We start from the raw sequence: 20,820 nt of genomic DNA, 5'->3' as shown, positions 1-20,820 counted from the left end.
TGACTGTATAAACATTCTTCCTTCTTCCTTCTTCCTTCTTCCTTCTTCCTTCTTCCTAAAGTTATGCCTGCTGTTTCCCTCCAAAATGTTTGTAAAGTCTACAATAACTTTTCTGCTGTCAACGACCTCTCTTTTACCATCGAACCGGGTGAAATGTTTGGTCTACTCGGCCCCAACGGTGCTGGTAAATCTACGACAATTCGGATGTTGACTACCCTCACCAAACCCACCAGCGGTGCCATTCAGGTAGGGGGATATGACGTAGTGCGGGAAAGCTTGCAGGTGAAGCAAAATATTGGTGTTGTGCTACAACAAACAAGCGTTGATACTGACTTGTCAATATGGGAAAACATGGAATTTCATGGGAGGCTGCACCATATCCCCAACCCTCAGCGAAAAGAGTTAATTAATAGGTGGCTGGACTATGTGGAATTAGGTCAAAGACGCGATGATTTAGTGAAAACTTTATCGGGAGGCATGAAACGTAGATTACAAATTGCTAGAGCTTTGTTACATCAGCCGAAAATTTTATTTTTAGATGAACCAACTGTCGGACTCGATCCCCAGACGCGGCGGCGGCTGTGGGAAATTATTCGCGATTTAAACAAGCAAGGCATGACCATGTTGTTGACGACGCACTACATGGATGAGGTAGAATATTTGTGCGATCGCATCGGCATTGTAGAGGGCGGTAAGTTAATTGAACTGGGGACTTTAGAAGAACTGCGAACAGTTCACGGCAAAGGGTTAGTAATGAAACAAATAGGTGATAGGTGGGAGTACAAATTTTTCCCTAACCTCGAAGAAGCTAATGCTTATCTCGAACAGCAACCTGATAAAACTGGGATGATGGTGCGCCCTTCAAATTTAGAAGATATTTTTGTAGAATTGACAGGAAGACAATTGGATTGAATTAAAAATTAAAAATTGAAAATTAATGAAAGTCGGACATAATTAAAAGTAGGGTGGGCGCTCGCCGCTTCAAGCTTGTAATTCATCGCCATAGATAATTGTCGGCGAGCGCCCACCTTACAAGTTATAGCGTTTATTTATGTCCACCTACTACAAAACATGAAAGTTTATTTGTATTTAACTCCGAGCAACGAACAACTAACAACTAACAACGAACAACTAACAACTAACAACTAACAACTAACAAAATGCCACGTTTAGCTACCCAGATAGAAGCCATCCTTTACTTAAAAGGTCAACCCGTGTCAATAGCGGAAATTGCCGAAATTGCCAAGTGCGATCGCGGCGAAGTCAAAGACGCTCTGATCGAACTCATGTCCGACAGTGCCCGTAGGGATAGTGCCCTAGAAGTCGTCGAAACCCCAGGAGGTTACAGCCTCCAACTTAGAGAAGAATTTGCCCCTTTAATGCAAGCCTTAATTGCCCCAGAATTGGGCGTGGGAGCCCTGCGGACACTCGCTGCGATCGCCCTTAAAGGAGGCCTGAGTCAAAGTGACCTAGTTAACTTGCGCGGTTCAGGAGCCTATCAGCAAGTTCAAGAACTTGTCGAACTCGGTTTTGTACGTAAACGGAGACAACCTGAAAGTAGGTCTTCTTGGCTACAAGTTACAGACAAATTTCATCGGTATTTTCAACTAGACCAGTTACCAAAACAGCTAACACTGAACTTTCACGCAAATTTAGAGGCAAGCGAAGAAGAGTAGTTTAAACTAGAACTAACAAGCTTGACATTCAGAGTCACATAATGGTTTTTAACCCTAACTTTTCTGATTCCAATGCCCAACAAACCGCAGCCAACCCACTGCTGAAGTATCTCCAGCACCAACCTCCAGAAGTTCTCGCTCGTGTCGCCAAGTCCGTTAGTCCAGAAATCAAAGAAATCATCTCCCACAACGTCCAAGGACTTGTCGGCGGTTTGCCTTCAGATAACTTCAACGTGCAAATTACAACAGACCGGGACAACTTAGCAGGTTTGCTAGCCTCAGCCATGATGACAGGTTATTTTTTGCGGCAGATGGAACTGCGGATGCAACTAGAGGAAAATTTAGCCAGCACTCGTTCTATTCCTGAGTAGGAAGAGGGAGCGGGGGCGGGGAGCAGGGGAGCAGGGGAGCAGGGGAAGGTAGGGAAGATTTAACTTCCTCATCTCCCTCATCTCCCCCCCGCTCCTCTGCCCCTCATCTCCCTCATCTCCTTCATCTCCCCCCCGCTCCTCTGCTCCCCCGCTCCCCCGCTCCTCTGCTCCCCCGCTCCCCATCACCCCCCAGGTGAATTAGCGGCCGCTGGGAAAGCAGCAGGTTTTACCTTAAGTTTCTGAACCTTACCTTGTCGATTCACTTCTACTTGTAGCTCTTGACCAATAGTGCTGGCTTCTACGCGCTCTTGGACTTCACCAGGAGTATTAACTGCAACGCCATCAATTTTTTGAATAATATCTCCTTGACGGAAACCTGCGATCGCGGCTGGGGATTTTTCCACTACTCGCGTAATCGCGACACCTTTCGTTGCTACAATCTTGACGTTGAGCTGCTGGCTTAGTTCTTCTCTAGAAACCGCAGTCAAATTGACCATTTGAACTCCCAAATAGGGATGATCCGCTTTCCCTTTAGCAAATAACTGATCCGCAACTCGCTTAGCAGTTTCAATCGGGATCGCAAACCCCAAACCCTGAGCATCAGCACGAATGGCAGTATTAATGCCAATTACTTCGCCAGAGTCATTTAATAGCGGCCCGCCAGAATTGCCGGGGTTAATAGCCGCGTCAGTTTGGATAAAGCGCACGCGCTTATCAGGAATACCTACTTGAGAACTGGTGCGACCAGTAGCGCTGATAATGCCAACTGTCACCGTATTGTCTAAACCCAAAGGATTGCCGATCGCGATCGCCCACTGTCCCGTAACAATATTATCAGTGCTGCCCATCGTCACTATTGGCAACCCCTTAACATTAATCTTCACCACTGCCACATCCGTAAGCGGATCTACACCCTGCACCTTACCCTCAAACTCCCGACCGTCCTTAAGCGTAACTTTAACAGTATCAGCTCCAGAAACGACGTGAGCATTAGTAACTATACGACCATCATCTCTGAGAATAAATCCAGACCCAGTACCGCGCCTGACTCGCTCTTCAGGTAAAGGCAAACTGTCTCCAAAAAAACGCCTAAATAGCGGATTTTTGAAAGCTTCAGGCACTTGAGAAGAAATCTTGCTTGTGGCATCAATGCGGACTACAGCCGGGCCAACCTTTTCCGCAGCTTCAGCGATAAAGTTAGAGTTGGTGCGTTCAATTATTTTATTTTCTGGAGCTTGAGGTGGCAGATAAGGAGGGAGTTGCTGCCGCACTACTGGCAAAACTAACTCTTCGGGACGATTTCCTGCTTGCAGGTAGCGGCTGCCCAAACAGCCCACACCACCGCCGATCGACAGCAAGGCTAGATATAAAGTTAATTGCTTTAAAGTTACATTCATCGGCTTTTCTGGCTGGATACCTCAATCTTAATACACAGGCCTTAACTTCTAATCTAATCAAAAAATCATCAACTGCCGTCAGAAATACTTTTTTCTTTAGATGGCATGGTGCGTTATGGTATCGAATGTCTTAAAGTATCGAGATTGAGGCAGAGATTGTTTCTCATTGTAAACCAAGCTTAGTAGATCCGCGATAACTCTTTGCCTAAGTATAAAAACTCGCTGCGTTTTCAATCTATCTGGCATGACTTTTCAACGCTTGTTTCTCCCATTTTCGGCTCTTTTCTGGTTGATGGCCTCAGTTTTGGCAACTTCAGCAATTCCCGCGCCAACACCAACAAATCTTCCTCCCAATTCGCCTTCACCAGAGGCCGACTCGATATGTCAGCCGCCGGCACTCGATCGCATCAAGCGTCATACTGTCGCCCCAGGTGAAACTCTGGAGAGCATAGCACGGCAGTATAATTTAATTCCGGCTACGCTGATGGGGATGAATCCGCCATTGAGAGGAGGTTTAGCCCCTATTGGGATCGCGATCGCCATTCCTCCCTACAACGGCATCCGCGTAGAAGTACCCACAGGTTGGACTTGGCAAAAGCTGGCTGATGTTTACAAAGTCCGAGCCGACGTGCTATTTGAGGTGAATGGCTGTCAGCTTACACCGCAGGTGGTGTTTGTACCCGGTGTGAATTGGTCGCCAGGAACTTCTGCTAGTCAGGGTTTAACCGCTTTACAAGGCTATCCTCTGCCTGCTACAGCAAAGGAAGGGTTAGGTTACGGCTGGCAGTTACATCCGGTTCGGGGTCAAGTGTTTTTCCATAGCGGTATAGATATATTGGCAGCAACTGGGACACAGGTTTTAAGTGTAGGTGCGGGTACGGTGGCCTTTGCTGGGCCCCAAGGGACTTATGGCAATTTAGTGGTTGTGAACCATCAGGCGGGAAAACAAACTCGCTACGGTCACTTAGGTAATATTGCAGTGAAAGTCGGTCAAAAGGTGCAGCAGGGAGATATTTTGGGAAAGGTGGGGATAACTGGAAAACCTGATATTGTCCAGCCACATTTGCATTTTGAAGTTCGCTACAATTCTAATTTAGGTTGGGTGGCTGAAGACCCAGAACCTTATGTGCGATCGGCAATGAAGAGGTAAAAACTATGGCAGAGAATATATATGAATATTTCAGGTCGCTTTTGATAGTTATGCGATCGCACAGAAATAAATATTCATAAAAAATTCTCCCCATAAAGCTACCCCCTGTGCTAGAGTATTTTTATAAGGCTTATTTTCGGCAGTGTAACTCGTTTTATCAACGTTTCTCCGAATCTAACTCTCTACAACATTTGATTCTGGAGATGATTTATGTCAATTTACGTCGGCAACTTATCCTATGAGGTGACTCAAGAGCACCTTAGCCAAACTTTTGCAGAGTACGGCACTGTCAAGCGCGTTCAGTTGCCTACAGACCGCGAAACTGGTAGTCTACGGGGCTTCGCTTTCGTAGAAATGGGAACAGAAGCCGAAGAAGCAGCAGCAATTGAAGCCCTTGACGGCGCTGAGTGGATGGGTCGCGACCTGAAAGTTAATAAAGCCAAGCCTCGCGAAGAAAGAGGTGGTTCTGGTGGTGGTAACTGGTCTAACAACAATCGCTCTTCTCGCCGTTACTAAGAGTGAAATGCTCTTGGGGATAATCGTTTAGGCGATTTATAGCTGAGATTTTTTTTGCCCGGAATTAGAAAGACAATCTGAAATTTTGTCTTTCTCTTCCGGGCAAATTTTTTGGTAGCATCCCGATTTTTGATACAGACCAAATCTGACTTCTCCCCCCTACCCTCCTCCCCTCATAGGGGAGGGGGGAATTACTTTTTTTCTTTGTCCCCCTATTCACCTTGTAGGGGAAGAGGAAATGGCTGGTCTTTCTTTCTCCCCCTTCCCTTGTAGGCAAGAGAGGGCTGGGGGGTTAGGTCTTTTATAAGTCCTATAAAATTGCCTAAAAAATTATTTAGATACATTGCGATCGCCACAAAATCCTAACGAACTCTGACATAAATGTTAGTATGAAACTACGCTAGCTGAGGATGCCATGAACGATTTATTCAAAGGTTTCGATCAGTTGCTAGAACTAGCAAAAACCCTGGAAGAAAAAATACAAAGCGGAGAACTCAAAGCGGACGTACAAGTTAATACCCGTCCCCTAAGTAGCGTTCCTCGCCAAGGGAACATCCCCCGTTCTGGAACTCCCAAAACGGATATCGGTACTACTCGCATCCGTACTCAACCTACCTCTACTGAAACCACCGGGCCAGAACCAAGCGTTACCCCACCGACACAAATCCCTTCTCTTCAAGATGTAGGCGGACTCGGCCAAGTTCTTAAAGAACTTAAAGAATTAGTGGCGATTCCCCTCAAACGACCAGAATTACTGGAAAAACTGGGCTTAGAACCGACAAAAGGTGTCCTATTAGTGGGGCCACCAGGAACAGGAAAAACCCTCACTGCCCGTGCTCTCGCTGATGAATTAGGTGTTAATTATATTGCCCTTGCAGGCCCGGAAGTAATGAGTAAATATTACGGCGAAGCTGAGCAAAAATTGCGGGCAATATTTGAAAAAGCAGCGAAAAATGCCCCTTGTTTAGTATTTATTGATGAAATTGATAGCCTCGCGCCCGATCGCAGTAAAGTTGAAGGTGAAGTAGAAAAGCGCCTCGTTGCTCAACTGTTAAGTTTAATGGATGGTTTTGCTCAAACAAAAGGCGTGATTCTGCTAGCAGCTACTAATCGTCCCGACCATCTCGACCCCGCTTTACGCCGTCCAGGTCGCTTCGATCGCGAAGTCCATTTTCCCGTACCAGACTGTCAGGGAAGATTGGAAATTTTGCAAATTCTGACGCGATCGCAACCCCTAGATGAGACAGTAAACTTAAGCGCGATCGCCGATTTAGCAGTAGGATTTGTAGGCGCAGACTTAAAAGCAGTCTGTCAAAAAGCTGCCTATAGCGCCTTACGTCGCCACATCCCCGAACTAGAAGCAGTAATTCCCGACACCATGAGTGTAACTCACTCCGACTTTTTGCAGGCCCTTAAAGAAATCAAACCCGCCGTATTGCGAAGCGTTGAAATAGAATCTCCGAATGTCCCTTGGGAAGAAATTGGCGGACTAGAAAGCATCAAACAAACTCTGCGGGAATCAGTGGAAGGGGCACTCTTACATCCAGAACTTTACCGCCAAACCAAAGCGATCGCACCGCGAGGAATTTTACTCTGGGGGCCACCAGGAACCGGCAAAACCTTACTCGCAAAAGCAGTCGCCTCCCAAGCTAGGGCAAATTTTATCTGCGTCAACGGGCCAGAATTACTCAGTCGTTGGGTAGGCGCATCGGAACAAGCCGTGCGAGAATTATTTACCAAAGCCCGTCAAGCCTCCCCCTGCGTCGTATTTATCGATGAAATTGACAGTTTAGCCCCCGCGCGGGGTCGTCATAGTGGGGATTCCGGCGTAAGCGATCGCGTAGTGGGACAATTATTAACAGAATTAGATGGTCTGCATAATAGCGCCAATGTTCTGCTAATTGGCGCTACTAACCGCCCGGAAATTATCGACCCCGCCTTGCTTAGATCCGGTCGTTTAGATTTACAATTAAAGGTAGACTTACCAAATCTAGAAAACCGTTTAGCAATTTTAGAAATACACAATCAAGACAGACCTTTAGAGCGAGTAGATTTGGGATATTGGGCAACTTTAACAGAAGGTTGGAACGGTGCAGATTTAGCACTTTTTAGCAATCAAGCCGCAGTTGAAGCCATCCGCTGCTACCGCGCCCAAAGTTTACCAGATGCGAGTGCTATTCAAATTACCACGACTCATTTTAGCACAGCTTATGAGCGGCTAGCAGAACAGCGGCAAAGTGTTAACCGTTAACTGTTAACCGTTAACCGTTAACTGTTAATTAAATATAGCTACTTATTTTGGCAAACTTTATGGATTGTGGCTTCTACCTTTACGGAATTTTTCCTACTCCTGGCCCTTGCAATTTAAACTTAAAAGGACTCGACCAAAAACCAGTTCATAGCAAAAATTTGGACGGTTTTACCTTCTTGTATTCCCAAGCTACCCAAGAAAAATACCTAGCTTCGCGCCGCCACTTGCTGAGTCACGAAAAAGTTTTAGAAGAAGCAATGTCAGCAGGTTTCCGCACACTTTTACCTCTGCGTTTTGGGATGGTAATCAAAACTTGGGAGGCGGTAACAGAACAACTAACTAACCCTTATCAAACTCAACTCAAAGAATTATTTGAAAAATTAACAGGATTGCAAGAAGTTAGTGTTAAAGTATTTTGGGAGACAACCGTTGAATTGCAAGCATTGATGGAATCAAATCCAAGCTTAAAAGAAAAACGGGATTCCTTGGAAGGTCAAGCGCTAAGTATGGATCAAATCATCCAAATTGGTCAAATGATTGAGGCTGCTTTAGAACATCGGAAAGAAACAGTAGTTCAGGCTTTTCGGAATGAGTTAAATTATTTAGCTGTGGAAGTAATAGAAAGTGCTATGCTCAGAGAAGGGATGATTTATAATGCAGCTTTTTTGATTCCTTGGGAAAGCGAACCTAAGTTTGGGGAAACCGTCGAAGAAATAGACCTAAAATTTGGAGAGAGATTGAGAATTCGCTATAACAATTTTACTGCACCTTATACCTTTGCTCAACTTAGTTAAATTGGAGAAAAACTTATGCTTTTTGATTTATTGACTCTTCCCGTATTAGGCCCAATTAGTGGCATAATGTGGATTGGCGAACAAATTCAAGAACGGGTTGATTCTGAACTTAATGAGACTGAAAACTTGGGCAAGCAATTATTAGCTTTACAGCTAGCTTTTGATTTAGGGGAAGTTTCCGAAGAAGACTTTGAAGAACAGGAGGAAGCACTGTTAATCAAAATACAGGAAATGGAAGATATGGCGAATGAGGAAGAGGATAATGGGTAATTGGTAATGGGTAATTGCTCATTCAGGATTTATGCGCTATGACCAGAGAAACCGGGTTTTTAGGGAATCTGTGGGCTGGAACGAAGTATTTTGGTAAAAAACCCGGTTTCTGGGCCACCTTGGTAAGTCCTACAACTAACAACTAACAACTAACCACTAATATTAATATTCCAAGTAAAAAGTATCTAATTTTTTTGAATCAGCAATGGTGTTAGGAGTCGCTGACTGAGGTACATCAGGAACGCCGAGGCGCAATTCTATAGTTTTTTTTTCGACTTCAACAACCTCGTTATTAACAATAATTAAGCGTTCTTGTAACTGTTGCTTTCGCTGTTCCAAAACCCTCAATTCTTGTTGAATCCGCTGCTTTTCCATCGCCAACTTGTAAAGCTCTAGCTGCATTGAAGCCTCCGTCTTCGGTCGAGGCATCGTGCTAATTTTGGGTCGGATAGTACCGCGTGCGCGAAGAAAAGACATAAACAACTCCTATTATATTTCTAATAGTAGGGCGTGTCCTGATGCGATGCTATTCTAATCGAATTAAATGATAGCAGCGCCCACCTTACCAGAATTTGTCTGCTAAATCACTAGACACAGATTGCCGCAGGTGTTAAAATTATATCATAACTATTAATATAAACTTGTGGAGTCCCATCAGTATAACCTTCACACTTACGCTCTACTCAAAACACCTCTCACGCCCCTGGACTTACCTAGTGGAATTGCCGGTGAAGTTCAGATTTTTAGTAGCGATAGCCTATCCGCACTTGTAGAGCCAGAAATATCTGTAGTCTCCTTTGAAGATGACAGCGATCGCTTAATGCAGGCAGTTTTAGCCCACGATCGGGTCATCTGTCAAGTATTTCGTCAAACGTCTGTTTTACCCCTACGCTTTGGGACTTACTTTGCCTCTACAGAAAGCTTGCAGATACATTTAAAATCTCATAGTCAACAATACCTAGAAAAGTTAGAACAACTTGAGGGAAAAGGCGAATATAGCTTAAAATTTACCCCCCTTTTGCCGCCAGAGGAACCATTACCTTTGGAAACAGGAGGAAGGCAGTATTTTCTGGCTAAAAAGCAGCGATATCAACAAATCCAAGATTTTAATGAAGTCCAAGCAGCAGAGTGGCAAAAAGCTTGTACGCTGGCTAGCGAAACTTATCCATCTGCAACAGTGGAACCAACAGCAGATGGGGAAGGGCGGATTTATGTTTTAGTCAACTTTCAAGACGAATATTTACTGTTAGAAAGATATCAGACTTTGCAAGAAACTTGCCCCCACTGGGAGATACAACTAGGAGAGGCTTTACCTCCTTATCACTTTTTGTGAACAAAAAAAAGCTAATTATTAACAAGTCTTAAAAATTGAATTTACCCTTGATATACGTCATCAAAGACTTATTCAGCTTGCAGCCAGGTGCAACCAATGCCGTTAAAAGAACGAGTCTTTGATTTAGGAATTGGCAATAGAAGCCATCGGCTCTTTTGACAACCCTGACTCTTTTGATTTGCTTCGGCTGATAAAAGTTTAAGTCACGAGTTCCCAGTAACTTGAATATAAAGAATATGGCAATGCGGCTCTCATCCGCATTTACTCATCCCGACCCCTGAAGGGGTGGGTTTTCGTGGCGAAAAGTCTGTAAGTTTCATGAAGGGGCAAATCAAGCTTCACATCGACCAATTGGATCTGGCCGGCTGGCAGTATTTTGTTAATGTGGGAGTATATGAGTAAAACTCGGCTTAGCCTGAGACTGCCAGTGGCAAGTCTATGAGCTGCTAGTCCGTTCGCTACTCAGTGACAACAGTATCCTGGGGTCTCTGCTACTGGGAAATTAGCGGTTTGCAGATGCCTAAGATCGGAACTGTATGAGATATCTAGGGTGCATTGGTGTGTTTGGGGGAGTTAGAAAACTGGTACTTTGCGCCGCGATCGCGAGTGCTTAGTTGCTTCTGCGGTCAGATGCTACCTTTTTCCTTTCTCCTTGGGTTGTGCTAGGGTTAGCCGCGTTCTTAGAGCTGCTGGGAAATGCCAGTAGTGTTTTTAGGGGTTTGTGTTTTGGCAAATCCCTTAAGGTAACAATATATTTGCATTAGGCTGGTTGCGCTCGCGCCTCCAAGCATACTAGCAAGAGGCAAGCTCCGTTACAAATCCAAATGGAACTGTGCTTAAGCAACCTGTCCGGTGTGAGGATGTGGTGCGGAATTAACTCTGGATGCCAATATTTTGGAGGTAGGAGCGGGTAGTGTCGCGTCAACCGTGCCTTCTGAACCTATTAGCCAACCCGCTAGCCACAGTCAGGTTTTCCAGCAAATTTCACTCTTAGCCCCCTGATGTTTATCCCCTCTGTTAGTGTGGCCATCAATCGCAATCCTCTCACGGCGACTCCTCAAACGTCCGTGGAAGATGCGATCGTGCAGATGAGTAGCGCTGGTGCTAGCTATGTACTGGTAGTAGAACAACATTTAGGTACAGGAGTCTCGACAGGGGAACACAGCAAGAAAGCAGAGGCAAATGGCAGGGGAGCAGCATCGTTTTTGGCTCCTACGGTCGCCCCTGCAACTATTCTGGGTATCTTGACAGAGCGAGATATTATACAGCTCAACTCGATTGGCGCAAGTTTAAGGGGATTTCCGCTCTCGCAAATCATGATTAGGTCTGTGATCTCAGCAAGAGAATCCCAAGTTCCTGACATTTTCACCCTATTCGCCCTGCTTCGCAAACACCAAATCGGACACTTACCAATCGTCAGCGACTCTGAGGAGCTCGTGGGTATGATTACTCCTCAAAGTTTCTTGGAAACAGGATTCGGGATGGGGGACTGGGGATGGGAGAGAGGGGAAGAGACGGGAGGTAGGGAAGGTAGGGGAGGTAGGGTAGCTAAATCCCCCCCATCTTCCCTATCTTCCCCATCCTCCCCATCTTCCCCATCCCCACCCCTCATACTCCCCGCTAATTTAATCAAAGTCGGTCAAATCCCGCAGATTCACCAATCGAGAATCATTCACGCACCGGCTAATTCTTCTGTGCGTTATCTGGCGCAATTGATGTTTAAACATAACGCTAGCTATGTACTGATTACGGAAGGGGGAAACGGTCAAGAACTAGAAATTAATGGCTCTAGCGGTGTTGAGGGCCATAAAAAATATACGGGTAAGCTGATTGGGGCTGTTAGTTCTCGCGATATTTTACAGTTGCAGGCTTTGGGGCTTGACTTGAGCAAGACTAGGGCGATTACAGTATGTAGCAACTCGCCGTCGCCGATCAGATCGCGGGATACCCTGGAATCGGCTCTGGCTATGCTGCATAAAACTTATGACCAACTACCTTTGGTGATGGTTAACGATACGGGGCATCCTACGGGTATTGTGAATCCTAGAACTATTCTTCTGCAAGCTCTGGATTCGCGATCGCTACATTCTGGCTTAGTAGGGTTGCAACGCCAAATCGAGCAGTCTAGTTCTCAACTGCACAAAGCTGAGATTGAGGTCAACCGCCTTAAAGCCGATCGCCAACAAATAGAGGAGGCTTTTAAAGATAGCTCAGAACGGGCAAATCTGGCGATTCGAGCTAATAGCGATGGGATTTGGGATTGGAATATCCAAACTGGGGAAGTTTTTTACTCAGTGCGTTGGAAGGAGATGTTAGGCTGCGATCGCCACGAAATTTCTAACACCATTGAGGAATGGTTCAATCGCGTCCACCCAGATGATATTAATGACTTAAGGGCGGCTTTAGAAGACCATTTAGGCAAGAAGACTATTAACTTCGTTAATGAGTCTCGGATGCTCTCCAAAGACGGGAGTATTGTCTGGGTACTCGCTCGCGGTCAAGCACTGCGAAATATTGCTGGTGAACCCGTGCGAATGGTAGGCACTAATACGGATATCACCCTCAGTAAGCAGTTAGAGATCGATCTGCGGACAAATGAGGCACAGTATGCAAAAGTGCTCTCAGGCCTTAAGGAAACAGCGATTTTCCAGATCGATACGGCAGGTGTTTGGACTTTTCTGAATCCAGCTTGGGTCGCGATTACAGGTTTTTCTGTTTCTGAGTGTTTGGGAACTAATTTTTTAGATTGGATTCATCCCGAAAACCAAACTGAATGTGCAAATTTATTTCAGTCTTTAATTACACTTCGCTCGGAATTTTATCGGCGGGAGCTCTCTGTTAAAAAGTTGGAAGTCGTGGATGCAGAATTAAAAATTCTTGCTCCTCAATCCCCGATCGAGCCTAACTTTATTACGGTAGAAATGTTTGCTCAGGTAATGCTAGATTCCGAAGGCGCAGTTACGGGAGTTTTTGGGACGCTGCGCGATATTTCCCATCAGCTTCAAGCGGTGGAGGATTTGCGGGAAAGCGAGGAGGCAATTCGATCGCTTTATGAGGTGACTTTAGGGACAAATGGCAATTTTGAGGAGCGAATTTCTCGGCTGCTGGCAATGGGGTGCGAGCGTTTTAGGATGGATATTGGACTTTTGGGGCGAGTGGCGGGCGATCGCTATGAGGTGATTGCTGCTTATTTACCAGAAGATTTCCCCTTCGGATTTGCCAAAGGAGATGGTTTTGCTTTGGGGAGAACTTTTGAGCGCGAGGTAGTGCGATCGCTCGAACCCATTTCTATAGAATCGGCTGGGACTTCTCAGTGGCGACACCATCCCGCCTATACAGTCCGCCGCTTAGAAGCTTTTATCGGTGCTCGCGTGATGGTGCAGGGTCGAGTTTACGGTACTCTTAGTTTTACCTCTCCCGCTGGTAGGTCGCCTTTCAAGCCGGTAGAATTAGAAATTCTCAAGTTAATGGCGATTTATATTGGTACTGAAATTTCACGGGAAGAACGGGAACAAACTTTACAGCGCCAATATCAGCGGGTTTTGTTATTAAAGCAAATCACTCAAAAAGTTCGTTCCAAGTTAGATACTCTAGAGATTTTTCAAACTACTGCTACCCAAATTGGTCGGGTGTTTGGAGTTAATCGCTGTACAATTCACAGCTATATTATTGAACCTTATCCCCATCTCCCTTGCGTAGCTGAATATTTAGAACCGGGCTATGAATCTACTTTAGATTTAGAGCTTTCTGTCACTTATAATCCTTATACGGAACAGTTACTTGCTGAAGATGCAGCTTTAGCTTCTCCCGATGTTTTTGCCGATCCCCTATTAGAATCTTCGGCTCCTATGTGCCGCAGAATTGGATTGAAATCTATGCTTTCGGTTCGCACTTCTTATCAGGGTGAACCGAATGGCATTATTACTTTACAACAGTGCGATGTAACTCGCCAGTGGACAACTGATGAAATTGAACTATTAGAAGATGTCGCCGCTCAAGTAGGAATTACTCTTGCTCAGGCACACCTTTTAGAAACGGAAGTTAAAAGGCAGGAACAATTAGCAGAGCAAAACGAAGCTTTAGAGCAAGCACGGCAAGCAGCAGAAGTTGCTAACCGAGCTAAGAGTGAATTTTTAGCTACTATGAGTCACGAAATTCGCACTCCTATGAATGCGGTAATCGGGATGACTGGTTTACTTTTAGATATGGATTTAACTCCTGAGCAAAGAGATTTTGTGGAGACAATCCGTACTAGCGGTGATGCTTTGTTGACCATTATTAATGATATTCTTGACTTTTCCAAGATTGAATCTGGAAAAATGGATTTAGAGCAGCATCCCTTTGAACTGAGGACTTGTATTGAAGAATCTCTAGATTTGCTCGCTCCTAAAGCTTCGGAAAAAGGTTTAGAATTGGCTTATTTAATTGATTCTTCAGTTCCATCTAAGGTATTAGGAGATGTCACCAGACTGCGCCAAATTTTGGTAAATCTGCTCGGCAATGCCGTGAAATTTACAGAAGCGGGAGAAATTGTGGTATCAGTTACGGCGCGGAAGATTTCCGAACGGCATGGGGAAGAGTTATATAAATTACCACTATCTAATTACCAAGTACCTGTACCTTACGAAATTCAAATTGCTGTTAAGGATACGGGAATTGGGATTCCTCCCGATCGAATGGATCGCTTGTTTAAGGCTTTTTCTCAAGTCGATGCTTCGACGACGCGGCAATATGGAGGGACGGGTTTAGGTTTAGCTATTAGCCAGCGTTTGAGCGAGATGATGGGCGGTAAAATGTGGGTAGTGAGCAAGGCTGCACCTGTAGCTGGAAATTCTCATTCTCCCCCAATTGGAACCCGACAAAGTATGGCTGGAAGTCCTCCAGAACATTTTGTTGATACACAAATATTGGAGTCTGGTTCTATTTTTTATTTTACAGTTATTGCCCAAGCTGTTGAGTCTCGCTCTGTGGAGGAACCGCCAGAATTTATTAAGGGCAAGCGCTTGTTAATTGTGGAAAATCATGATACTAATCGACAAGTTTTAATTAAGCTATCTCAGTATTGGGGAATGATCCCGATTGCTGCTGCAACAGGAGCAGAAGCTATGCAATTGCTCCAACACAATCCGATGGTTGATTTAGCGATTTTAGCGATGAATTTGGCAGATATGGATGGCATAGCTCTAGCAAATAAGATTCGGAATTTTGAGCTAGGTTATTCGCACTTAGTCAATGGCTCGGAGCCAGCGAGAACTGAGCCAGAGCGACGGTTGCCGATGGTGATGTTTACTTATTTAGGTAAGGCAGAAGTATGGAAAAAACTTGAAAATGCAGAAATTAATTTTGCAGGCTTTTTAACTAAGCCGCTAAAACAATCTCAATTTTATAATGTATTGCTGCAAATTTTTGGGGATGGAGGAGTTAAAAATAAAAAGCCGGAAAATGTAGATGTTAGTAGCGTGAATTTAGGATTGAAACAGTCGCCTCATGTGAAGGAACAATATCCTGTCAATCCAACGAATGAAACTTTACCAGCCACTAGCAATGCGGTCAGAGCAAATATTTCTTCTAGTGAGAATGGTCGCAATGGTAATCAGCTCAGGATTTTGTTGGCAGAGGATAATTTAGTGAATCAGAAAGTAGCTACGCACTTGTTAGAAAGAATTGGATATCGAGCAGATATTGCGGGTAATGGATTGGAGGCTTTAGAGGCTTTAAGGAAGCAATTTTATGATGTGGTGTTGATGGACGTGCAGATGCCTCAGATGGATGGGTTAGAAGCAACGCGCCGTATTTGTCAGGAATGGCCGGAACAGTTAAGACCTCGGATTATTGCGATGACTGCTAATGCGATGCAAGGCGATCGCGAAAAGTGTCTGGCTGCGGGTATGAATGATTATATTACCAAGCCTGTCCGCCGCGAAGAATTGGCTAATGCTTTAAGTAAATGTAAGCCTATTTTGAGGGAGGGAGCCGATCTTTTGGGGTTGCAGCATTCAGGGCTTTTAGCTAAATCTGATAATGGGGTTATCCCTTCATCTTTCTCTCTTTCTCCTGAGAAAAATCCACCTATTGATGCTCAAATCTTGCAAAGTCTCCGCGAACTTGACGATGATGATGATGATGAACCGGATTTTTTGGTGGATTTAATTAATATTTTCCTTGGGGATGCGCCTCGATATTTGGATAGTATTAAGGTGGCGATCGCGGCTGGTGATGCTGGTAATCTCAAGGTAGCAGCTCATACGCTGAAGTCAAGTAGTGCTAATTTGGGAGCTATGGTTTTGTCGGAATTATGCAAGGATTTGGAATATATGGCTCGTGCTGTTAGTGAAGTAGGAGAAGACCAGATTTTAGATTTAGGAATAGCTCACGATCGGTTGTTAAAGGTTGAGGCTGAGTGGCAAAGAGTACGGATGGCTCTTGAGGAGGAAATTAAGTCGTTTCCGGTAAAATCGGAATCGTTTAATTAGTTGGTAGCTGAGTTTGCAAAGGAGGATTTACGACATAATTGTTTGTAACGCCGCCCTCTGGGCGGTAAACAAACCGCCCAGAGGGCGGCGTTAGGGATAGTTTTGCGTAAGTTCTAACAAATTAACTCTCGCCTAAATAAGCCTTACGAACTGTCTCATTAGACTGCAAATCTTTAGCCGTACCCTCAACTACAACTTGACCAGTTTGAATTACATATCCCCGATGAGCAACAGTTAAAGCCATCCGAGCATTTTGCTCTACCAGTAAAATCGTCGTTCCTTGGGAATTAATATCACGAATAATCGCAAAGATTTGGCTCACCAACATCGGAGCTAAACCCATACTTGGTTCATCTAATAATAACAACCGAGGACGCGACATCATCGCCCGTCCAATTGCTAACATTTGCTGTTCGCCACCGCTCAGCGTCCCTCCTTTTTGACTAATTCGCTCTCTTAATCGGGGAAATAAATTTAACACTAATTCTGTATCAGATTTAATCCCAAGACTATCATTACGGAGATAAGCCCCCATTTCTAAATTTTCTTGTACCGTCATCCGAGGAAAAATCAGTCGGCCCTCTGGACTTTGAGAAATTCCCAAGCGAACAATCGCCTCTGTAGACATTGAATTTATGGGTTTTCCTTCAAATAAGATATTACCTTGGCGAGGGCGAATCAGACCTTGAATTGTGCGAAGAGTGGTAGTTTTTCCCGCACCATTACTACCAATTAAAGTGACAACTTCTCCCCGCTCAACTTTTAGTGAAACTCCTTTGAGAGCATGGATATTACCGTAGTAAGTATGAATTTCTTTAATTTCAAGCATATTTCTTAGGGGCTAGGGACTAGGGGCTAGAGGCTAGGGAAGAAGGAAGAGGGAAGAGGGAGATAGGGAGAAATTTTCCCCAATTAGCGATTAGCAATTAGCAATTAGCAATTAGCCATTATCTTCTTCTTTTCCTAGATATGCTTCAATCACGCGGGGATCGGCTCGAACTTCCGCAGGCGTTCCCTCAGCAATTTTAATACCATATTCCATAACGCTAACGCGATCGCTAATTCCCATTACCACTTTCATATCATGTTCAATTAACAGGATTGTCAAATCTAATTCATCGCGAATCCTATAAATAAACCGCGTTAAATCAGCCGTTTCATTGGGATTCATCCCCGCCGTCGGCTCATCTAATAGCAACACTTTAGGATCGGAAGCTAAGGCTCTAGCAATCTCTAATCTCCGCTGATCCCCATAAGACAAATTTTTTGCCCTTTCTGGAGATTTAGAAGTGCCTAAACCCACAAAATCAATTAGAGAAAGTGCTTTTTCCCTAGCTTGTAATTCTTCTCGCTCTACTGCGGGAGTACGGAGTATTGCTCCTAACAATCCAGTTTTTAGTCTGCTATGTCTGCCTACTAAAACATTTTCTAATACCGTCATGTTACCAAATAAACGGATATTCTGAAATGTCCTAGCAATTCCCAAACTTGTAAGTTTGTCAGGGGGCGAACCAGTAATGTCTTGATTTTCTATCCGCAACTGACCAGAAGTAGGGACATAGATACCCGTAAGCATATTGAAAAATGTAGTTTTCCCGGCTCCGTTAGGGCCGATCAAACTAGCGATCGTGCCTTTTTCCAAAGTAAAATTAACCTGGTTAACCGCAGTTAATCCTCCAAATCGCATTGTCAGTTGATGTGCTTCCAATAGTGGCATTATTGACTCCTCGCATCGGCTAAAGATTCATTACTCGCCTCATTATCTGAGTGCAATTCCGCTTGATGTACTTTATCAGGAATCAGTCCTTCTGGGCGTACAATCATCATTACCACTAGAGTTAGACCAAACAGAAATAAGCGCAATTGTATCGGGTCTAAACTGGTTGCTAGAAAGTCTCGCAATTCTGGACTGGTAATGTTAGGTAATACGGAGGTATTGAGAAAACCTTTGAGAATTTGTGCGAGTTGTGGTAGATAAAGTCTGTCCGCAGACATAATAATAATACTCCCCAAAATCACCCCACTCATATTTCCTAATCCCCCTAAAATTACCATACATAAAATGATTACAGAAACCGAGAAATCAAACACGCTAGGGAAAATAGCGCTGATATAAGCGGCGTAAAATGCACCTGCAAATCCCGAAAAAGTAGCGCCCATTGCAAAGGCTGATAGCTTAGTTTTGACGAGGTTAATTCCCATCGCACTAGCGGCGAGTTCGTCTTCGCGCATAGCGGCCCAAGCCCTTCCCAGACGGGAATCTCGTAGCCGTGAAATCATAAAGTAGGAGAAGACAACTAGACATAAAATTAAGTAGTACCAAGGGTAATAGTTGCCCGCACTAAATGTACCGACTATGGGCAGAAATGGGCGACCAATAGGGTTAATTCCGGCTTCGCCGCCTGTGAGGTTAAGGGGTTGTTCGCAGCCCAAAAAACAAATGGCTATTTCTGGATGACCAAAGATGGAACCTAATAGTTTAGATATGGGTTCTTCTATCCGCACTGAAGTTAAATTTCTAAATACAACGGGTATAATTTCCCCAAATCCCAGGGTGACAATTGCCAGATAGTCACCTCTTAATCGCAATGTCGGAGTACCTAAAATTACGCCCGCGATCGCAGCCACTAAAGCCGCAATTGGTAGTACCACCCAGAAGTTCCAATATAAGTTAAGTTGCGGAGAAGAAAGTAAGCCAGTAGTATAAGCGCCGATCGCGAAAAAAGCTGCATATCCCAAGTCAAGCAAGCCGGCAAAACCTACAGGAATATTCAAGCCCAAGGCGAGGATAATAAAAATTTGAATCTGTACTACTGTAGCTATCCATTCGGTTTTTGCTGCTGCATCGACAAAGGGAAAGGAGATGAGGATGAAAGCCAGTGTAACTAGGGTAGCTAATCGTTTGCGATCGCCTGGTATTCCCTGTAGGGTTCCCATGATTCCGCCTGCAAGAGTGGCGAGCGCTAAACTGCAAGTACCGTAAAGTAATGTAGTCGCCAAGGGTACAGGAAATTGACCAGAACTCGGTCTGAGTATAACTCCTTCTATGACGCTGGCGATCGCTAGCCAAATTCCTAATGCTAATCCCGCCTCAATACCCAGTCTCGCGCCGATTTTTGGGCTATAAATCTTCTCGTTGCGACAGCGGATGAAACCCGCACCCGCACCCAGCAACCAACCGATCACTGAACCACTCCAACCACCAAAGATGAGAACGGTTAAGGCTGCGATCGCTCCCACAATACCACTTGACTTAATTGCTTTAATTATCTTTTTTTTCATAATTGTTAATTGTTAGTTGTTTCATTCTTTAGTCCGCGTAGGCGGACTTCGTTTGTGTAGCTGCGGTTTCAACCGCCGAATATATCGAGAAATAAATTTAAGCAATTACCAATTACCAATCACCAATTACCAATTACCAATTACCAATTACCAACTTACACCTTTTCCTGAACATTCTCTCCTAATAACCCTCCCGGCCTAAATGCCAAAATAATCACCAAAACCGCAAATACCCAAGCATTAGTCCAACGGCTAGACAAATATTGATCGCTAATAGACGATAATTCTCCAATCAAAACTCCCCCCAACATAGCCCCGACAATATTACCAATTCCACCCAAAACTGCTGCCGTAAAAGCCCTTAATCCCGCAGTAAAACCCATTGTAAAAACAATAGTATTATTGTACAATCCCACCAATAGCCCAGCAGCACCAGCCAATGCACCACCAATTAAAAAAGTCAGAGCAATAATCTGATCGACATTAATTCCCATAATTTTAGCCGCATCTCGGTTTTGAGCAGTAGCACGCATCGCCTTTCCCCAACGAGTGTACTTCACAAATAGGTGCAGCGAAACCATCAACACTGTGGCAACTACTAAAACAATCAAATCTTTGGTTGTAAATACAATACTGCTATCAATCCCCAAAGCTTTAAGAATATCAATTCTGGGCAACAAATCGGGAAAGCTTTTAGGGGCCGCAGAGTTTGTTCCCATCACAGGGAAAAAAGCCCTCAAACCTCCCCAAAATAATCCCATATTTTGGAAAATAAAAGAAACTCCAATTGCTGAAATTAACGGTGCTAAACGCGGTGCATTTCGCAATGGTCGATAGGCATAACGTTCAGTAATAATATTCATTCCAGCACAAAAACCCGTGCTAGCAATTAAAGCAACTAACATTGCCGGAATAGCAACTGCGAGAGGAGCTCCATCCTGAATACCCAAAGCACCCATCACCGTTAAAGCCGCAAAACCACCCAACATATACAAGTCGCCATGAGCAAAATTGATTAGCTCAATAATGCCATAAACCATCGTATAACCCAACGCAATAATCGCAAGTAGAGCACCATTGACAAGACCTACTAACAATTGTTGAATCAAAACTTGAGGGCTACGGACTATTTCTACAACAATCCGAGGCAAGTCAAATCCAGCAATCGGCCCTAACAGTAAAATTATGTAAGCTACACCTAGATACAGAAGGATAATCCGCCAATTTTTCATTATTTTTGCTAATTGCTAATGGCTAATTGCTAATGGCTAATTGCTAATGGCTAATTGCTAATGGCTAATTGCTCA

16 protein-coding genes and 1 pseudogene are annotated in these 20,820 nt (G+C 44.4%); 10 read left to right on the top strand and 7 right to left on the bottom strand.

All coding sequences use genetic code 11. The features are described from left to right. The first annotated feature begins 63 nt into the window (after window positions 1-63). The 3 genes from OSCI_RS11455 (at window position 64) to OSCI_RS11445 (ending at window position 2,047) form a co-directional block, all read left to right on the top strand. Window positions 64-912 carry an ABC transporter ATP-binding protein gene (locus tag OSCI_RS11455; protein ID WP_007355109.1) on the top strand — a complete coding sequence of 283 codons (849 nt, stop codon included), beginning with the start codon at window positions 64-66 and terminating at the stop codon, window positions 910-912. A 248-nt stretch (window positions 913-1,160) separates the two neighbouring features. After that, window positions 1,161-1,676, top strand: a complete 516-nt coding sequence (gene scpB, locus OSCI_RS11450; RefSeq protein WP_007355108.1) for an SMC-Scp complex subunit ScpB — start codon at window positions 1,161-1,163, stop codon at window positions 1,674-1,676. 41 nt (window positions 1,677-1,717) lie between these two features. Continuing rightward, on the top strand, window positions 1,718-2,047 hold the full coding sequence (locus tag OSCI_RS11445; RefSeq protein WP_007355107.1) for a DUF760 domain-containing protein: 330 nt from the start codon (window positions 1,718-1,720) through the stop codon (window positions 2,045-2,047). Window positions 2,048-2,229: 182 nt separating this feature from the next. Here the strand turns inward: OSCI_RS11445 and OSCI_RS11435 are convergent, their stop codons facing one another. Beyond that, window positions 2,230-3,444 carry an HhoA/HhoB/HtrA family serine endopeptidase gene (locus tag OSCI_RS11435; protein ID WP_007355106.1) on the bottom strand — a complete coding sequence of 405 codons (1,215 nt, stop codon included), beginning with the start codon at window positions 3,442-3,444 and terminating at the stop codon, window positions 2,230-2,232. 244 nt (window positions 3,445-3,688) lie between these two features. Here OSCI_RS11435 and OSCI_RS11430 point away from each other — a divergent pair, with 244 nt between their 5' ends. The 5 genes from OSCI_RS11430 to OSCI_RS11410 all read left to right on the top strand — a co-directional run bounded on the left by OSCI_RS11430 (window position 3,689) and on the right by OSCI_RS11410 (window position 8,425). After that, entirely contained in the window at window positions 3,689-4,594 is a 906-nt protein-coding gene (locus OSCI_RS11430; protein ID WP_007355105.1) for a M23 family metallopeptidase, read from the top strand. Between the two features lie 210 nt (window positions 4,595-4,804). Further along, on the top strand, window positions 4,805-5,110 hold the full coding sequence (locus OSCI_RS11425) for an RNA recognition motif domain-containing protein (protein WP_007355104.1): 306 nt from the start codon (window positions 4,805-4,807) through the stop codon (window positions 5,108-5,110). 415 nt (window positions 5,111-5,525) lie between these two features. Further along, window positions 5,526-7,361: an AAA family ATPase gene (locus tag OSCI_RS11420; protein ID WP_007355103.1), complete on the top strand. Its 1,836-nt coding sequence runs from the start codon at window positions 5,526-5,528 to the stop codon at window positions 7,359-7,361. 59 nt (window positions 7,362-7,420) lie between these two features. Further along, entirely contained in the window at window positions 7,421-8,155 is a 735-nt protein-coding gene (locus tag OSCI_RS11415) for a GvpL/GvpF family gas vesicle protein (RefSeq protein ID WP_007355102.1), read from the top strand. A gap of 15 nt (window positions 8,156-8,170) precedes the next feature. Next, window positions 8,171-8,425, top strand: a complete 255-nt coding sequence (locus OSCI_RS11410) for a gas vesicle protein GvpG (RefSeq protein WP_019487077.1) — start codon at window positions 8,171-8,173, stop codon at window positions 8,423-8,425. Window positions 8,426-8,587: 162 nt separating this feature from the next. On the opposite strand, the gene OSCI_RS11405 is transcribed toward OSCI_RS11410, so the two are convergent. After that, window positions 8,588-8,902 carry a hypothetical protein gene (locus tag OSCI_RS11405; RefSeq protein ID WP_007355100.1) on the bottom strand — a complete coding sequence of 105 codons (315 nt, stop codon included), beginning with the start codon at window positions 8,900-8,902 and terminating at the stop codon, window positions 8,588-8,590. Window positions 8,903-9,068: 166 nt separating this feature from the next. Here OSCI_RS11405 and OSCI_RS11400 point away from each other — a divergent pair, with 166 nt between their 5' ends. Beyond that, a complete protein-coding gene (locus OSCI_RS11400) occupies window positions 9,069-9,758 on the top strand; it encodes a GvpL/GvpF family gas vesicle protein (RefSeq protein ID WP_007355099.1) in 690 nt (229 codons plus the stop codon). 127 nt (window positions 9,759-9,885) lie between these two features. Here the strand turns inward: OSCI_RS11400 and OSCI_RS31465 are convergent. Next, window positions 9,886-9,984, bottom strand: a pseudogene (locus tag OSCI_RS31465) (transposase); the annotation flags it as partial. Between the two features lie 775 nt (window positions 9,985-10,759). On the opposite strand from OSCI_RS31465, the gene OSCI_RS11395 reads away from it, so the two are divergent. After that, the gene (locus OSCI_RS11395; protein WP_007355097.1) at window positions 10,760-16,231 is read left to right on the top strand and encodes a response regulator; all 5,472 of its coding nucleotides are present in this window, start codon (window positions 10,760-10,762) and stop codon (window positions 16,229-16,231) included. A gap of 121 nt (window positions 16,232-16,352) precedes the next feature. Here OSCI_RS11395 and OSCI_RS11390 read toward each other — a convergent pair whose 3' ends face one another. The 4 genes from OSCI_RS11390 to OSCI_RS11375 all read right to left on the bottom strand — a co-directional run bounded on the left by OSCI_RS11390 (window position 16,353) and on the right by OSCI_RS11375 (window position 20,745). Further along, window positions 16,353-17,060 carry an ABC transporter ATP-binding protein gene (locus OSCI_RS11390; protein WP_007355096.1) on the bottom strand — a complete coding sequence of 236 codons (708 nt, stop codon included), beginning with the start codon at window positions 17,058-17,060 and terminating at the stop codon, window positions 16,353-16,355. Window positions 17,061-17,171: 111 nt separating this feature from the next. Next, window positions 17,172-17,948, bottom strand: a complete 777-nt coding sequence (locus tag OSCI_RS11385; RefSeq protein WP_007355095.1) for an ABC transporter ATP-binding protein — start codon at window positions 17,946-17,948, stop codon at window positions 17,172-17,174. Beyond that, window positions 17,948-19,513, bottom strand: a complete 1,566-nt coding sequence (locus OSCI_RS11380) for a branched-chain amino acid ABC transporter permease (protein WP_007355094.1) — start codon at window positions 19,511-19,513, stop codon at window positions 17,948-17,950. The genes OSCI_RS11385 and OSCI_RS11380 overlap by 1 nt, the downstream gene beginning before the upstream one ends. Window positions 19,514-19,668: 155 nt before the next feature. Then, window positions 19,669-20,745 (bottom strand): branched-chain amino acid ABC transporter permease, encoded by a 1,077-nt coding sequence (locus OSCI_RS11375; RefSeq protein ID WP_007355093.1) that lies wholly within the window; start codon window positions 20,743-20,745, stop codon window positions 19,669-19,671. Window positions 20,746-20,820 lie beyond the last annotated feature (75 nt).

Origin of the sequence: Kamptonema sp. PCC 6506, from assembly GCF_000180455.1 — a bacterium.
GTDB classification, from domain to species: Bacteria; Cyanobacteriota; Cyanobacteriia; order Cyanobacteriales; family Microcoleaceae; genus Kamptonema; species Kamptonema formosum.
This window is presented reverse-complemented; position numbering and strand designations above follow the sequence as displayed.

Excerpts from the sequence above, each read along its gene's own strand:
- OSCI_RS11435 (WP_007355106.1), bottom strand. The coding sequence starts at position 3,444 with ATGAATGTAACTTTAAAGCAATTAACTTTATATCTAGCCTTGCTGTCG.
- OSCI_RS11405 (WP_007355100.1), bottom strand. The coding sequence starts at position 8,902 with ATGTCTTTTCTTCGCGCACGCGGTACTATCCGACCCAAAATTAGCACG.
- OSCI_RS11445 (WP_007355107.1), top strand. The coding sequence starts at position 1,718 with ATGGTTTTTAACCCTAACTTTTCTGATTCCAATGCCCAACAAACCGCA.
- OSCI_RS11375 (WP_007355093.1), bottom strand. The coding sequence starts at position 20,745 with ATGAAAAATTGGCGGATTATCCTTCTGTATCTAGGTGTAGCTTACATA.
- OSCI_RS11455 (WP_007355109.1), top strand. The coding sequence starts at position 64 with ATGCCTGCTGTTTCCCTCCAAAATGTTTGTAAAGTCTACAATAACTTT.
- scpB (WP_007355108.1), top strand. The coding sequence starts at position 1,161 with ATGCCACGTTTAGCTACCCAGATAGAAGCCATCCTTTACTTAAAAGGT.
- OSCI_RS11380 (WP_007355094.1), bottom strand. The coding sequence starts at position 19,513 with ATGAAAAAAAAGATAATTAAAGCAATTAAGTCAAGTGGTATTGTGGGA.
- OSCI_RS11395 (WP_007355097.1), top strand. The coding sequence starts at position 10,760 with ATGTTTATCCCCTCTGTTAGTGTGGCCATCAATCGCAATCCTCTCACG.
- OSCI_RS11430 (WP_007355105.1), top strand. The coding sequence starts at position 3,689 with ATGACTTTTCAACGCTTGTTTCTCCCATTTTCGGCTCTTTTCTGGTTG.
- OSCI_RS11410 (WP_019487077.1), top strand. The coding sequence starts at position 8,171 with ATGCTTTTTGATTTATTGACTCTTCCCGTATTAGGCCCAATTAGTGGC.
- OSCI_RS11390 (WP_007355096.1), bottom strand. The coding sequence starts at position 17,060 with ATGCTTGAAATTAAAGAAATTCATACTTACTACGGTAATATCCATGCT.
- OSCI_RS11425 (WP_007355104.1), top strand. The coding sequence starts at position 4,805 with ATGTCAATTTACGTCGGCAACTTATCCTATGAGGTGACTCAAGAGCAC.
- OSCI_RS11420 (WP_007355103.1), top strand. The coding sequence starts at position 5,526 with ATGAACGATTTATTCAAAGGTTTCGATCAGTTGCTAGAACTAGCAAAA.
- OSCI_RS11385 (WP_007355095.1), bottom strand. The coding sequence starts at position 17,948 with ATGCCACTATTGGAAGCACATCAACTGACAATGCGATTTGGAGGATTA.
- OSCI_RS11415 (WP_007355102.1), top strand. The coding sequence starts at position 7,421 with ATGGATTGTGGCTTCTACCTTTACGGAATTTTTCCTACTCCTGGCCCT.